The sequence below is a fragment of the Fictibacillus terranigra genome (assembly GCF_030412265.1).
Taxonomy (GTDB): Bacteria; Bacillota; Bacilli; order Bacillales; family Fictibacillaceae; genus Fictibacillus_C; species Fictibacillus_C terrinigri.
This window is the reverse complement of sequence record NZ_JAUHLN010000012.1, coordinates 12,573-25,541: the sequence shown is the minus strand read 5'-3', so window position 1 is coordinate 25,541 and position 12,969 is coordinate 12,573. Positions and strand designations below refer to the sequence as shown.

Sequence of the window (12,969 nt, the reverse complement as noted above, 5' to 3'; positions counted from 1 at the left end):
ATCAAGGCACTTCCGTTTTTCTTTTGGTAAATCCTGATTCGGCTTGCTATTACACGGTTATGCCTCTATAATAGAAAAAGTGTGCGGCCGACGAAAATATTTATAAGAATAGCTTGCATTGGGCAGCTGTTTTTACTATAATAAGTAATGTTGGTCATTCATTTGCGATGATCCGGAAGGTTGCTGACACACCCGGCCCCATTGCCATGGCGGATGTCTGTCAGGTTAAATTTCCGTGGGAGTAATGTCTGTTTATCAAAATGGGCGAATAAAGGAGGGAAAATAATGGCAAAGCAAAAGATTCGTATTCGATTAAAAGCATATGATCACAGAATTCTTGATCAATCTGCTGAGAAAATTGTTGAGACTGCAAAACGTTCTGGTGCAAAAGTATCCGGACCGATTCCGCTTCCAACTGAGAAAGCTGTTTACACAATCCTACGTGCGGTGCACAAGTATAAGGATTCTCGTGAGCAGTTCGAAATGCGTACGCATAAGCGTTTGATCGATATCATCGAGCCAACGCCGCAAACTGTTGATTCATTAATGCGTTTGGATCTTCCATCTGGCGTTGACATTGAAATCAAACTATAAGAAATAACATATAAAAAAACTCAAACATTTAATAGGAGGTGTGACTAATGGCCAAAGGAATCTTAGGTAAAAAAGTTGGAATGACTCAAGTATTCGCAGAAAACGGTGAACTAATCCCAGTTACTGTCGTTGAAGTTACTCCAAACGTTGTTCTTCAAAAGAAAACTGCTGAAAACGACGGTTACGAAGCAATCCAATTGGGATTTGATGATAAGAAAGAAAGCCGTGTGAACAAGCCTGCAAAAGGGCATGCTGCTAAAGCTAACACAAACCCTAAGCGCTTCGTGAAAGAATTCCGCAATGTAGAAGGCGCGGATTTTGAAGTTGGTCAGGAAGTCAAGGTAGATATTTTCGCAGAAGGTGACATCGTTGATGTAACCGGAACATCAAAAGGTAAAGGATTCCAAGGTGTTATCAAACGCCACGGACAATCCCGCGGACCTATGAGCCACGGTTCCCGTTACCACCGTCGTCCCGGTTCTATGGGTGCAGTTGACCCTAACCGTGTATTCAAAGGTAAAAACCTACCTGGACGTACAGGCGGAGATACAATTACTGTTCAAAATCTAGAAGTTGTTAAAGTTGATGCTGAGCGCAACGTACTTCTAATCAAAGGTAACGTACCTGGTGCGAAAAAGAGCTACGTTACAATCAATGCAGCTGTAAAAGCTAAAGAAGCTAAATAAGAAGGGAGGATACATCGATGCCTAAAGTAGCTATTTACAAACAAGATGGTTCTCAAGCTGGCGATATCGAGCTTAATGCTTCCGTTTTCGGTATTGAACCAAACCAAAATGTATTATTTGATGCTGTTGTCATGCAGCAAGCGTCACTTCGTCAAGGTAACCACGACGTGAAAAACCGTTCTGAAGTTGCCGGTGGTGGACGCAAACCATGGAGACAAAAAGGAACTGGACGTGCTCGTCAAGGTTCAATCCGTTCTCCACAATGGGTAGGCGGTGGAACAGTTTTCGGACCAACGCCAAGAAGCTATTCTTACAAATTGCCTAAGAAAGTTCGACGTTTAGCTATTAAATCTGCACTTTCTTCCAAGGTAATCGATAATAACCTAGTAGTACTTGACGCTCTTTCTTTTGATGCTCCAAAAACAAAAGATATGAAACAAGTACTGACAAATCTATCCGCAGATCGCAAAGCACTTGTTGTAACAGGTGACTTTAACGAATTTGTTGCGTTATCTGCTCGTAACATCCCTGGTGTAACTGTTGTTACAGCAACTGGTGTTAACGTGCTTGATGTGCTTAACCACGACAAGCTTGTTATGACAAGAGACGCTGTGGAAAAAGTAGAGGAGGTGCTTGCATAATGGATGCACGTGATATTATTAAGCGCCCCGTAATTACAGAGCGTTCTACTGAAATTATGGCTGACGGAAAATACACTTTCGAAGTGGACACTCGCGCGACTAAGACTCAAATCAAAACTGCGCTGGAAGAAATTTTCGGAATTAAAGTTGCATCAGTAAACACTGCGAACTACAAAGGGAAATTCAAGCGTGTAGGTCGTCATACTGGCTATACTTCAAAACGTAAAAAAGCAATCATTACTTTAACTCCAGGAAGCAAAGAATTGGACTTCTTTGAAGGAGTTTAAGATCAACAGGTAAAGGAGGGAAACACAAATGGGTATCAAAAAGTTTAAACCGATCACTAACGGTCGTCGTAACATGACTCAGCTTGACTATGCTGAAATCACTACAGACAAACCAGAAAAATCATTGCTTGCACCACTAAGCAAAAAAGCCGGACGCAACAACCAAGGTAAACTTACTGTTCGTCACCAAGGCGGTGGACACAAGCGTAAATACAGAATCATCGACTTTAAACGTAACAAAGATGGAATACCAGGACGCGTTGCTACAATCGAGTATGATCCGAACCGTACTGCAAACATCGCACTAATCAACTATGTTGACGGTGAAAAACGTTACATCCTTGCTCCAAAAGGACTTAAAGTAGGCCAAGAAATCATGTCCGGCGTTGACGCTGACATTAAAGTAGGGAATGCACTTCCGCTTGCGAACATTCCTGTAGGTTCTACAATCCACAACATCGAGCTGAAACCTGGTAAAGGCGGACAGCTAGCTCGTTCAGCTGGTGCTGAAGCTCAGCTTCTTGGTAAAGAAGAAAAATATGCGCTAGTTCGTTTGGGTTCCGGAGAAGTTCGTATGATCCTTCTCACTTGCCGTGCAACAATCGGTCAAGTAGGTAACCTCGAGCATGAGCTTGTAAACGTAGGTAAAGCAGGACGCTCTCGCTGGATGGGTATCCGTCCAACAGTTCGTGGTTCTGTAATGAACCCTAACGATCACCCGCACGGTGGTGGTGAAGGACGCGCTCCAATCGGACGTAAATCACCAATGTCACCATGGGGCAAACCGACTCTTGGCTACAAGACTCGTAAGAAAAACAATCCAACTGACAAGTACATCGTACGTCGTCGTAAAAAATAACGTGTTTGTTCTACGGTTCAATCGAACCGTAGCGCAATCGCGAAGGGAGGTTCACGTATGGGTCGCAGTTTGAAAAAAGGACCTTTTGTTGATGACCACTTAATGAAAAAAGTTGAAGGCTTGAACGAAACAAATGACAAAAAAGTTATTAAAACTTGGTCTCGCCGTTCAACAATTTTCCCGGAATTCATCGGACACACATTAGCAGTATATGATGGCCGTAAGCATGTGCCGGTTTATGTTACAGAAGACATGGTCGGACATAAGTTAGGTGAATTTGCACCAACTCGTACTTACAAAGGTCACGCCGCTGATGATAAGAAAACAAGACGTTAATTTGAGGGGAGGTACACAAAATGCAAGCAAAAGCTGTTGCTAAACAAGTGCGTATTGCTCCTCGTAAAGCTAGAATTGTTATCGATCTGATTCGAGGTAAGCAAGTAGGCGAAGCACTTGCGATCTTACGCCTAACACCAAAAGCTGCTTCTCCAGTGATTGAAAAGGTGTTAAAGTCTGCTATCGCAAACGCGGAACACAACTATGAAATGGAACCAAACAACCTTGTGGTATCATCTGCATTCGTAGATGAAGGCATTACGTTAAAACGTTTCCGTCCTCGCGCAATGGGACGTGCAAGCCGTATTAACAAGCGTACTAGCCACATCACTATCGTTGTTTCTGAAAAGAAGGAGGGATAAGACGTGGGTCAAAAAGTAAATCCGGTAGGACTACGTATTGGCGTCATCCGTGACTGGGAGTCAAAGTGGTACGCTGACAAAGACTATGCTGATCTTTTACACGAAGATCTTAAAATTCGTAAATATATCGAAAAACGTTTAAAAGACGCGGCTGTATCTGGTGTTGAAATCGAACGTGCAGCTAACCGCGTAAACATCACGATCAAAACTGCTAAGCCTGGTATGGTTATTGGTAAGGGTGGTACTGAAGTCGAAGCACTTCGTAAAGCTCTTAACGAACTAACTGGCAAGCGAGTACACGTAAACATCTTTGAAATCAAGCAAGCGGATGTAGACGCTAAGCTTGTTGCAGAAAATATTGCTCGTCAATTGGAAAACCGTGTGTCTTTCCGCCGTGCAATGAAGCAAGCGATCCAACGTTCTATGCGTGCTGGAGCAAAAGGTATCAAAACAGAAGTATCTGGCCGTCTTGGCGGAGCAGATATCGCTCGTTCAGAATCTTACAGTGAAGGAACTGTTCCTCTTCATACCCTTCGTGCAGATATCGACTACGGAACTGCAGAAGCTGACACTACTTACGGTAAACTTGGTGTGAAAATCTGGATCTACCGTGGGGAAGTCCTTCCAACAAGAGGAACGAAAAAAGAGGAAGGAGGCAAATAATTATGTTATTGCCAAAACGTGTTAAATACCGCCGTGAACACCGCGGGAAAATGCGCGGACGTGCAAAAGGCGGAGCTGAAGTAGCATTCGGTGAATATGGTCTTCAAGCTGTTGAAGCATCTTGGATCACAAACCGTCAGATCGAAGCAGCGCGTATCGCGATGACTCGTTACATGAAGCGTGGCGGTAAAGTATGGATTAAAATTTTCCCATCTAAGCCTTACACAGCTAAACCTCTAGAAGTTCGAATGGGTTCCGGTAAAGGGGCGCCTGAAGGTTGGGTTGCTGTAGTAAAACCAGGAAAAATCATGTTTGAAATCGCTGGTGTATCCGAAGAAGTAGCTCGTGAAGCTCTTCGTCTTGCTGCACACAAGCTTCCTGTGAAATGTAAATTTGTAAAACGCGAAGAAGTGGGTGGTGACACTAATGAAGGCTAATGATATCCGTAACTTGACCACTGCTGAAATTGAACAAAACGCTAAGTCATTGAAAGAAGAGCTTTTCAATCTTCGTTTTCAACTAGCTACAGGTCAATTAGAAAACCCTGCCCGCATTCGTGAAGTTCGTAAAGCAATTGCTCGTGCAAAAACTGTTTTACGTGAAAGAGAGCTAGGGATTACTAACGCTTAACATTGAGAGGAGGTTCGCACAATGAGTGAACGTAACCAGCGTAAAGTTTATGTTGGCCGTGTTGTATCTGACAAGATGGACAAAACAATCACTGTGCTTGTAGAGACTTACAAAAAACACCCTTTATATAACAAGCGTGTTAAGTACTCTAAGAAATTTAAAGCTCATGATGAAAACAACACTGCAAAAATGAATGACATGGTAAGAATCATGGAAACTCGTCCGCTTTCTAAAGACAAACGTTTCCGTTTAGTAGAAGTGGTTGAAGAAGCAGTAGTTATTTAATATATGTTCGGATCGAAAATGTATCCGAAAGGAGGTCAATTCGCATGATTCAACAAGAGACTCGTTTAAAAGTAGCTGACAACTCAGGTGCTCGTGAGTTACTTTGCATTAAAGTTCTTGGTGGTTCTGGACGTAAATACGCTAACGTTGGTGACATCATCGTCTGTTCTGTAAAATCTGCAACACCAGGCGGCGTTGTTAAGAAAGGTGATGTCGTTAAAGCGGTTGTTGTTCGTACAAAACGCGGAATGCGCCGTAACGATGGATCTTCCATCCGTTTTGACGAAAACGCAGCAGTAATCGTTCGTGATGACAAGGGTCCTCGTGGTACTCGTATTTTTGGACCAGTTGCTCGTGAACTTCGTGACAAACAATTCATGAAGATCGTATCACTTGCTCCGGAAGTACTTTAATTATCAATAGAATGCAAGACTCAAAGCAGGCTTGTAAGGAGGTGCAACACGCTCATGCCAATGCATGTTAAAAAAGGCGATAAAGTACAAGTGATTTCTGGTAAGGATAAAGGCAAACAAGGTGTGATCCTTGAAGCTTATCCGAAGCAAAATCGTGTCCTTGTAGAAGGCGTTAATATCGTTAAGAAGCACGCGAAACCGTCTCAGGCTAATCCACAAGGTGGAATCGTAAGCCAAGAAGCTCCGGTTCACGTTTCTAACGTAATGCCTCTTGATCCAAAGACTGGTGCTCCTACCCGTGTAGGTCACAAAGAAGTCGATGGTAAAAAAGTTCGTGTAGCTAAATCAGGTGAAGTTTTAGATAAATAATTGCAGTGAAAGGAGGGCATCTTGATGAACCGTCTACAAGAGCGTTATAAAAGTGAGATTGTTCCTTCTCTAGTAGAGAAGTTTAACTACACTTCTGTAATGGAAGTTCCAAAGATCGAAAAAATTGTAATCAACATGGGTGTTGGTGATGCAGTTTCCAACTCTAAAGTATTGGATACAGCAGTTGAAGAACTAACAGCTATCGCTGGTCAAAAGCCAGTAATCACTCGTGCTAAAAAATCTATCGCAGGTTTCAAACTTCGTGAAGGTATGCCGATCGGTACGAAAGTAACTCTTCGCGGAGAGCGCATGTATGATTTCTTAGACAAATTAATCTCTGTTACACTTCCGCGTGTTCGTGACTTCCGTGGTATTTCAAAAAAAGCTTTTGATGGCCGTGGTAACTACACTCTTGGTGTAAAAGAACAATTGATCTTCCCGGAGATCGATTACGATAAAGTGAATAAAGTTCGCGGTATGGACATCGTTATCGTAACGACTGCCAACACGGACGAAGAGGCACGTGAGCTATTGACTCAAGTAGGAATGCCTTTCCAAAAATAATCTTTTAGCCAAAGGAGGTAAACCCGTGGCAAAGAAATCTATGATTGCTAAGCAACAACGCCAGCAAAAGTTCAAAGTGCAGGAATACACTCGCTGTGAACGATGCGGGCGTCCTCATTCAGTAATCCGCAAGTTCAAACTATGCCGTATCTGCTTTAGAGAACTTGCTTATAAAGGTCAAATTCCTGGCGTTAAAAAAGCCAGCTGGTAATACCCTGAATAAAGGGAAGGAGGTAAATATCAATGGTCATGACAGATCCAATTGCAGATATGCTTACTCGTATTCGCAACGCTAACACTGTTCGTCACGATAAACTAGAGGTTCCTGGCTCAACGATTAAGAAAGAAATCGCAGAAATCCTCAAGCGTGAAGGCTTTGTACGTGATGTGGAATACATTGAAGATAATAAACAAGGGATGATTCGCATCTTCCTTAAATACGGTTCTAACAATGAGCGTGTAATTACTGGTCTTAAACGTATCAGTAAGCCTGGACTGCGTGTATACGCAAAATCAACTGAACTTCCACGTGTACTTGGAGGATTAGGGATTGCACTAGTATCCACTTCTAAAGGCGTTTTAACTGACAAAGAAGCTCGCCAGCAACAAGTCGGCGGCGAAGTATTAGCATACATTTGGTAAAAATTAAGCAGCGAATGGAGGTGTCATTATGTCTCGCGTAGGTAATAAACCTGTAGAAATCCCAAGTGGTGTAACAGTTGATTTGAAGGAAAACAACCTTGTCACTGTTAAAGGACCTAAAGGTGAACTAACTCGTAAATTCCACAACGATATCAAAATCAATGTGGCTGATAGCACAATCACTTTTGAACGCCCGAGCGATCACAAAGAACACCGTGCTTTACACGGAACAACTAGAAGCGTACTTAACAACATGGTTGTTGGTGTTACAACTGGATACGAAAGAGCACTAGATATCATTGGTGTAGGTTACCGTGCATCTAAGTCTGGTAACAAATTGATCCTTAACGTTGGATACTCTCACCCAGTAGAAATCGTTCCTGAAAAAGGAATCGACATTGATGTTCCTTCTAACACGAAAGTAATCGTTAAAGGTATCGATAAAGAACGCGTTGGCGAAATCGCAGCAAACATCCGTTCCGTACGTGCTCCTGAGCCTTACAAAGGTAAAGGAATCCGTTATGAAGGTGAGTTTGTACGACGCAAAGAAGGTAAGACTGGTAAATAAGGCCGTTAAGAAGTTAGCGGAAAGGAGTGCATAAGATGATCACTAAAGCGGATAAAAATGTCGCTCGTAAAAAAAGACATGGTCGTGTACGCCGCACTGTAATCGGAACAGCACAACGTCCTCGTTTAAACGTATTCCGTTCTACTAAGCACATTTATGCTCAGTTGATCGATGATCAAAACGGAGTTACAATTGCATCTGCCTCTTCATTAGATAAAGGCGTTGATGTTAAAAACGGCGGTAACGTTGATGCTGCTAAAGCAATTGGCGAAGCTATTGCTAAACGCGGTGCAGAAAAAGGCGTTAAATCAGTAGTATTCGACCGTGGCGGATATTTATATCATGGACGTGTAAAAGCATTAGCTGATGCAGCCCGTGAGGCTGGGTTAGAATTTTAATAGAAGGAGGGAAACTGATGCGTATCGACCCTAATAAACTTGAACTTGAAGAACGTGTCGTAACGGTCAACCGTGTAGCGAAGGTTGTAAAAGGTGGACGTCGTTTCCGCTTTGCTGCAGTCGTTGTCGTTGGTGACAAAAATGGTCATGTCGGATTTGGTACTGGTAAAGCGCAAGAAGTACCAGATGCAATCCGTAAAGCAATTGAAGATGCAAAGAAAAATCTTATTACAGTACCAGTTGTTCGAACAACTATCCCTCACCAAATTACAGGACGATTTGGCGCAGGAAGCGTATTGCTTAAGCCTGCTTCTGAGGGTACTGGAGTAATCGCGGGCGGACCTGTCCGTGCGGTACTAGAACTTGCTGGTGTTGGCGACATTCTTTCTAAATCTCTTGGATCTAACAACCCTATTAACATGGTGCGTGCTACGATCGAAGGATTAAGAAATCTTAAACGTGCTGAGGACGTTGCGAAACTTCGCGGCAAATCAGTAGAAGAGCTTTTAGGTTAAGGAGGGAATTATAGATGGCTAAGAAATTAGAAATCACCCTCACACGCAGTGTTATCGGTCGTCCTGAGAATCAGCGTGTAACTGTTAAGACTTTAGGTCTTAGAAAAATGCATCAAACGGTTGTTCACGAAGACAACCAAGCTATCCGTGGAATGGTTAACAAGGTATCTCACCTTGTAACTGTTAATGAAATCGACGCGTAAAACGTTAAATAAATCATGAGGAGGTGCTCAGATGAAACTTCATGAGTTGAAACCAGCTGAAGGATCTCGTTCAACACGCAACCGTGTAGGACGTGGTATCGGATCAGGAAATGGTAAAACCAGCGGACGTGGTCACAAAGGTCAAAAAGCTCGTTCTGGTGGCGGAGTTCGTCCGGGATTTGAGGGTGGACAAAATCCATTAGCACGTCGTTTGCCGAAACGTGGATTCACTAACCCAACTCGTAAAGAGTACTCAATTGTTAATCTTGAAAAACTTGCTCGTTTTGAAGAAGGTACAGAGGTAACTCCGGAACTTCTTATCGAAACTGGTGTAGTAAGCAAAGAAAATAGCGGTATCAAAGTTCTAGGAAATGGCAAGTTAGGAGTTAAGCTTACGGTTAAGGCCCACAAATTCTCTGCTTCTGCTAAAGAAGCTATTGAAGCGGCCGGCGGAAAAACTGAGGTGATCTAATGTTCCGGGCAATCTCCAACATTATGCGTGTGGGTGATCTGAGAAACAAGATTTTATTTACACTCTTGATGCTGATCGTTTTCAGGATCGGAACATTTATTCCTGTTCCAGGTGTAAATCGCGAAGTTCTCCAGTTTGGCACTGAAAATAACGCAAGTATTTTTGGATTCTTGAACACGTTCGGTGGTGGGGCATTAAAAAACTTCTCCATCTTTGCAATGGGTATCATGCCATACATTACAGCATCAATCATTGTTCAGCTGCTTCAGATGGATGTGGTTCCTAAGTTTACAGAGTGGAGTAAACAAGGGGAAGTGGGCCGACGCAAGCTGGCTCAGTTCACCAGGTACGGGACGATTATCCTCGGCTTTATCCAAGCCGTAGGGATGTCAATAGGTTTTAACAACCTATTCCCTGGACTGATCTCAGATCCGGGAATCATGACGTATTTGTTTATTGCGTTAGTATTGACTGCAGGAACTGCCTTTTTGATGTGGCTAGGTGAGCAGATTACCCTTAAGGGAATTGGAAATGGGATTTCCGTTCTCATTTTCGCGGGGATTGTCGCAGCTATTCCTACAGCAGTTAACCAGATATATGCAGCGCAATTCAAAGGCGCAAACGATCAGCTGTTTATGCATATTGTAACTGTACTTCTGTTACTGATCGCTATTATTTTAATTGTTGTCGGCGTTATCTTTATTCAACAAGGTTTGCGTAAAATCCCGATTCAGTATGCAAAACGAGTCGTCGGAAATAAGCCTGTTGGCGGTCAATCCACACACTTGCCGATTAAAGTCAATGCAGCAGGAGTTATCCCGGTTATCTTTGCGATTTCCTTGATTATTACTCCGCGTACCATTGCCGGCTTTTTCGAGCAAAACAGTGTAACCAAATGGATTGTCAATGCGTTTGACTACACCCAGCCAGTCGGAATGATTATATATGCGCTTTTAATTATTGGATTTTCGTACTTCTACACATTTATTCAAGTCAATCCAGAACAAATGGCAGACAACTTGAAGAAACAGGGCGGTTATATTCCTGGCATTCGTCCAGGAGCTAACACTCAGTCGTATGTTACGAAAATTTTATATCGATTAACTTTTGTAGGATCTCTATTCCTTGCGTTGATCGCTATTCTCCCGGTAATCTTTACAGCAATTCCAGGGCTTAACCTTCCGCCTTCGATCCAGATCGGCGGAACGAGCATACTGATTGTTGTAGGTGTGGCATTAGACACGATGAAGCAGATTGAAAGCCAGTTGATCAAAAGGCATTACAAAGGCTTCATTAAATAGAGGAAAGGGAAGAACCTTTTCTTCCCCAGCCCTCAGTCTATTGACTAGATTAGTGACGTATGGAGGGATTAGATGTATCTTGTATTAATGGGATTGCCTGGTGCCGGTAAAGGGACGCAGGCAGAACAAATTGTTGAGCAGTACGGAATTCCTCATATTTCTACTGGAGATATGTTTCGAGCAGCAATTAAAGAGGGTACGCCTCTCGGTCTGAAGGCAAAGTCATATATGGATTCCGGCAACTTGGTTCCGGATGATGTAACGATCGGAATTGTCCGTGAACGTCTTGCCAAAGATGACTGTGAAAAAGGATTCCTGCTTGATGGTTTTCCTCGTACTGTGGCTCAGGCTGAAGCGCTTGAGGAAATTCTTCAGGATTTAGACCGCCAGATTGATTATGTTCTCAATATTTCTGTTGATACAGAGAAATTGATGGCGCGACTGACTGGACGCCGGGTATGCCCGGTTTGCGGAGCCACTTATCATGTGATCTTCAATCCGCCAAAAGTGGATGGAAGATGTGACAAGGACGGCGCTGAATTGATTCAACGCAAAGACGATAATGAAGAAACAGTTCGTACCCGCTTAGAAGTAAACATGGAACAATCCAAACCTTTACTTGATTTCTACAAAGAAAAAGGTTACCTCAAGAACATTGACGGTGATCAGGAAATCCATAAAGTTTACACAGACATCAACAAACTTATTGGAGGGTTGGCAAAATGATTATCTGCAAAACGCCGCGAGAGTTAGAAATCATGCGGGAAGCAGGGAGAATCGTTGCCCTAACTCACCAAGAGTTAAAGAAACACATTAAACCTGGTGTGACAACGAAAGAACTGGATAACATTGCTGAGAAGTTTATTCGCAGCCAGGGTGCAATCCCTTCATTCAAGGATTATAATGGATTTACGGGAAGCATCTGTACTTCCGTGAATGAAGAGCTTGTACATGGGATCCCAGGAAAGCGTGTATTAAACCATGGCGACATTATCTCTATAGATATTGGGGCGAAATACAAAGGCTACCACGGGGACTCAGCCTGGACGTATGGAGTCGGAGAGATTTCCGAGGAATCTCAAAGGCTTCTGGATGTAACTGAGCAATCTCTATTCAAAGGATTGGAGAAAGCGAAGGCAGGTGCCAGACTAACGGACATTTCTCATGATATTCAAGTATTTGCAGAAGCTGAAGGGTTTTCTGTTGTACGGGAATATGTGGGTCATGGAGTCGGCCAGGAATTACATGAAGATCCACAGATTCCTCACTACGGACCGCCTGGAAAAGGGCCGATCCTGAAAAAAGGAATGGTATTGGCTGTTGAGCCGATGATCAATGCTGGATCTCGTTACGTTCGAACATTATCCGATAACTGGACGGTTGTCACAACGGATGGCAAATGGTGTGCTCACTTTGAACATACCATCGCTATTACGGAGGAAGGATACGAAATCTTAACAAAGATCTAAGTGAAGGTGATATAATGGTTAGCGATTCTGAATCGGCACCGCAAATAGGTCAGATGGTTCGAATCACAAAGGGAAGAGACGCTGAGAAATTAGGTGTCATTGTCAGTATCCTGGATGATCGTTTTGTGCTTGTCGCTGACGGCGATAAACGCAAATTTGATCGCGCCAAACGTAAAAACCTGATTCACTTAGAACTTCTTGATTTTATTTCTCTGGAAGTTGCAAGAAGCATTCTTGAAACAGGCCGTGTAACTAATGGCAAACTACGGTACGCAGTAGCGAAGTTTTCCGACGAGAAAGTCATTGCTCTGAAGAAGGGAGACCATATCGATGGCTAAAGACGATGTAATTGAGGTAGAAGGTACGGTAATCGAACCACTGCCAAACGCCATGTTCCGTGTGGAGCTTGAGAATGGACATAAAATTCTGGCACACGTTTCTGGTAAGATCCGCATGCACTATATTCGGATATTGCCAGGAGATAAAGTAACCGTAGAATTGTCTCCATATGACTTATCACGTGGTCGTATAACGTATCGCTTTAAATAAAAATCGTACTCCGTGACATAAGGAGGTTTAAAAGATGAAGGTTAGACCATCAGTCAAACCCATTTGTGAAAAATGTAAAGTTATTCGTCGTAGAGGTACTGTAATGGTGATCTGCGAAAACCCGAAACACAAGCAAAAACAAGGTTAATCCAAGGAGGTGCTA

Annotated in this window: 27 protein-coding genes; all 27 read left to right on the top strand. The window is 43.0% G+C overall.

The window, feature by feature from the left end:
* The first annotated feature begins 285 nt into the window (after window positions 1-285).
* Window positions 286-594: a 30S ribosomal protein S10 gene (gene rpsJ, locus QYF49_RS25035; RefSeq protein WP_007203552.1), complete on the top strand. Its 309-nt coding sequence runs from the start codon at window positions 286-288 to the stop codon at window positions 592-594.
* A gap of 47 nt (window positions 595-641) precedes the next feature.
* The gene (gene rplC / locus QYF49_RS25030) at window positions 642-1,280 is read left to right on the top strand and encodes a 50S ribosomal protein L3 (RefSeq protein ID WP_290402278.1); all 639 of its coding nucleotides are present in this window, start codon (window positions 642-644) and stop codon (window positions 1,278-1,280) included.
* Between the two features lie 17 nt (window positions 1,281-1,297).
* Window positions 1,298-1,921, top strand: a complete 624-nt coding sequence (gene rplD, locus QYF49_RS25025) for a 50S ribosomal protein L4 (protein ID WP_290402277.1) — start codon at window positions 1,298-1,300, stop codon at window positions 1,919-1,921.
* Window positions 1,921-2,208: a 50S ribosomal protein L23 gene (gene rplW / locus QYF49_RS25020; RefSeq protein ID WP_290402276.1), complete on the top strand. Its 288-nt coding sequence runs from the start codon at window positions 1,921-1,923 to the stop codon at window positions 2,206-2,208. Before rplD ends, rplW begins: the two co-directional genes overlap by 1 nt.
* 28 nt (window positions 2,209-2,236) lie before the next feature.
* On the top strand, window positions 2,237-3,067 hold the full coding sequence (gene rplB / locus QYF49_RS25015; protein WP_290402275.1) for a 50S ribosomal protein L2: 831 nt from the start codon (window positions 2,237-2,239) through the stop codon (window positions 3,065-3,067).
* A 57-nt stretch (window positions 3,068-3,124) separates the two neighbouring features.
* Window positions 3,125-3,403 carry a 30S ribosomal protein S19 gene (rpsS, locus tag QYF49_RS25010; RefSeq protein WP_290402274.1) on the top strand — a complete coding sequence of 93 codons (279 nt, stop codon included), beginning with the start codon at window positions 3,125-3,127 and terminating at the stop codon, window positions 3,401-3,403.
* A 20-nt stretch (window positions 3,404-3,423) separates the two neighbouring features.
* A complete protein-coding gene (gene rplV, locus QYF49_RS25005) occupies window positions 3,424-3,765 on the top strand; it encodes a 50S ribosomal protein L22 (RefSeq protein ID WP_007203546.1) in 342 nt (113 codons plus the stop codon).
* Between the two features lie 3 nt (window positions 3,766-3,768).
* A complete protein-coding gene (gene rpsC, locus QYF49_RS25000; RefSeq protein ID WP_290402273.1) occupies window positions 3,769-4,428 on the top strand; it encodes a 30S ribosomal protein S3 in 660 nt (219 codons plus the stop codon).
* Between the two features lie 2 nt (window positions 4,429-4,430).
* The gene (gene rplP, locus QYF49_RS24995) at window positions 4,431-4,865 is read left to right on the top strand and encodes a 50S ribosomal protein L16 (RefSeq protein WP_053356191.1); all 435 of its coding nucleotides are present in this window, start codon (window positions 4,431-4,433) and stop codon (window positions 4,863-4,865) included.
* The gene (gene rpmC, locus QYF49_RS24990) at window positions 4,855-5,058 is read left to right on the top strand and encodes a 50S ribosomal protein L29 (protein WP_053356190.1); all 204 of its coding nucleotides are present in this window, start codon (window positions 4,855-4,857) and stop codon (window positions 5,056-5,058) included. The genes rplP and rpmC overlap by 11 nt, the downstream gene beginning before the upstream one ends.
* Before the next feature lie 21 nt (window positions 5,059-5,079).
* Window positions 5,080-5,343 carry a 30S ribosomal protein S17 gene (gene rpsQ, locus QYF49_RS24985; RefSeq protein ID WP_290402272.1) on the top strand — a complete coding sequence of 88 codons (264 nt, stop codon included), beginning with the start codon at window positions 5,080-5,082 and terminating at the stop codon, window positions 5,341-5,343.
* A gap of 44 nt (window positions 5,344-5,387) precedes the next feature.
* Window positions 5,388-5,756, top strand: a complete 369-nt coding sequence (rplN, locus tag QYF49_RS24980; RefSeq protein ID WP_053356188.1) for a 50S ribosomal protein L14 — start codon at window positions 5,388-5,390, stop codon at window positions 5,754-5,756.
* Between the two features lie 60 nt (window positions 5,757-5,816).
* On the top strand, window positions 5,817-6,125 hold the full coding sequence (gene rplX, locus QYF49_RS24975; protein ID WP_053358406.1) for a 50S ribosomal protein L24: 309 nt from the start codon (window positions 5,817-5,819) through the stop codon (window positions 6,123-6,125).
* Window positions 6,126-6,149: 24 nt separating this feature from the next.
* Window positions 6,150-6,689 (top strand): 50S ribosomal protein L5, encoded by a 540-nt coding sequence (rplE, locus tag QYF49_RS24970; RefSeq protein ID WP_290402271.1) that lies wholly within the window; start codon window positions 6,150-6,152, stop codon window positions 6,687-6,689.
* 25 nt (window positions 6,690-6,714) lie between these two features.
* On the top strand, window positions 6,715-6,900 hold the full coding sequence (rpsN, locus tag QYF49_RS24965) for a 30S ribosomal protein S14 (RefSeq protein WP_007203538.1): 186 nt from the start codon (window positions 6,715-6,717) through the stop codon (window positions 6,898-6,900).
* A 32-nt stretch (window positions 6,901-6,932) separates the two neighbouring features.
* A complete protein-coding gene (gene rpsH, locus QYF49_RS24960) occupies window positions 6,933-7,331 on the top strand; it encodes a 30S ribosomal protein S8 (RefSeq protein ID WP_290402270.1) in 399 nt (132 codons plus the stop codon).
* A 28-nt stretch (window positions 7,332-7,359) separates the two neighbouring features.
* A complete protein-coding gene (gene rplF, locus QYF49_RS24955) occupies window positions 7,360-7,899 on the top strand; it encodes a 50S ribosomal protein L6 (protein ID WP_290402269.1) in 540 nt (179 codons plus the stop codon).
* A 35-nt stretch (window positions 7,900-7,934) separates the two neighbouring features.
* Window positions 7,935-8,297: a 50S ribosomal protein L18 gene (rplR, locus tag QYF49_RS24950; RefSeq protein WP_290402268.1), complete on the top strand. Its 363-nt coding sequence runs from the start codon at window positions 7,935-7,937 to the stop codon at window positions 8,295-8,297.
* A gap of 14 nt (window positions 8,298-8,311) precedes the next feature.
* Window positions 8,312-8,812 carry a 30S ribosomal protein S5 gene (gene rpsE, locus QYF49_RS24945; protein ID WP_290402307.1) on the top strand — a complete coding sequence of 167 codons (501 nt, stop codon included), beginning with the start codon at window positions 8,312-8,314 and terminating at the stop codon, window positions 8,810-8,812.
* Window positions 8,813-8,826: 14 nt separating this feature from the next.
* Window positions 8,827-9,015 (top strand): 50S ribosomal protein L30, encoded by a 189-nt coding sequence (rpmD, locus tag QYF49_RS24940; RefSeq protein ID WP_061975703.1) that lies wholly within the window; start codon window positions 8,827-8,829, stop codon window positions 9,013-9,015.
* Between the two features lie 31 nt (window positions 9,016-9,046).
* On the top strand, window positions 9,047-9,487 hold the full coding sequence (gene rplO / locus QYF49_RS24935; protein WP_053356181.1) for a 50S ribosomal protein L15: 441 nt from the start codon (window positions 9,047-9,049) through the stop codon (window positions 9,485-9,487).
* Window positions 9,487-10,788 (top strand): preprotein translocase subunit SecY, encoded by a 1,302-nt coding sequence (gene secY / locus QYF49_RS24930; RefSeq protein ID WP_290402267.1) that lies wholly within the window; start codon window positions 9,487-9,489, stop codon window positions 10,786-10,788. Before rplO ends, secY begins: the two co-directional genes overlap by 1 nt.
* A gap of 72 nt (window positions 10,789-10,860) precedes the next feature.
* Window positions 10,861-11,514, top strand: a complete 654-nt coding sequence (locus tag QYF49_RS24925) for an adenylate kinase (protein WP_290402266.1) — start codon at window positions 10,861-10,863, stop codon at window positions 11,512-11,514.
* Entirely contained in the window at window positions 11,511-12,257 is a 747-nt protein-coding gene (gene map / locus QYF49_RS24920; RefSeq protein ID WP_290402265.1) for a type I methionyl aminopeptidase, read from the top strand. Before QYF49_RS24925 ends, map begins: the two co-directional genes overlap by 4 nt.
* A 14-nt stretch (window positions 12,258-12,271) precedes the next feature.
* Complete coding sequence (locus tag QYF49_RS24915) at window positions 12,272-12,595, top strand: KOW domain-containing RNA-binding protein (protein ID WP_290402264.1); 324 nt, start codon at window positions 12,272-12,274, stop codon at window positions 12,593-12,595.
* The gene (gene infA, locus QYF49_RS24910) at window positions 12,588-12,806 is read left to right on the top strand and encodes a translation initiation factor IF-1 (protein ID WP_007203527.1); all 219 of its coding nucleotides are present in this window, start codon (window positions 12,588-12,590) and stop codon (window positions 12,804-12,806) included. The genes QYF49_RS24915 and infA overlap by 8 nt, the downstream gene beginning before the upstream one ends.
* Before the next feature lie 34 nt (window positions 12,807-12,840).
* Complete coding sequence (gene rpmJ, locus QYF49_RS24905) at window positions 12,841-12,954, top strand: 50S ribosomal protein L36 (RefSeq protein WP_007203526.1); 114 nt, start codon at window positions 12,841-12,843, stop codon at window positions 12,952-12,954.
* Window positions 12,955-12,969: the final 15 nt, after the last annotated feature.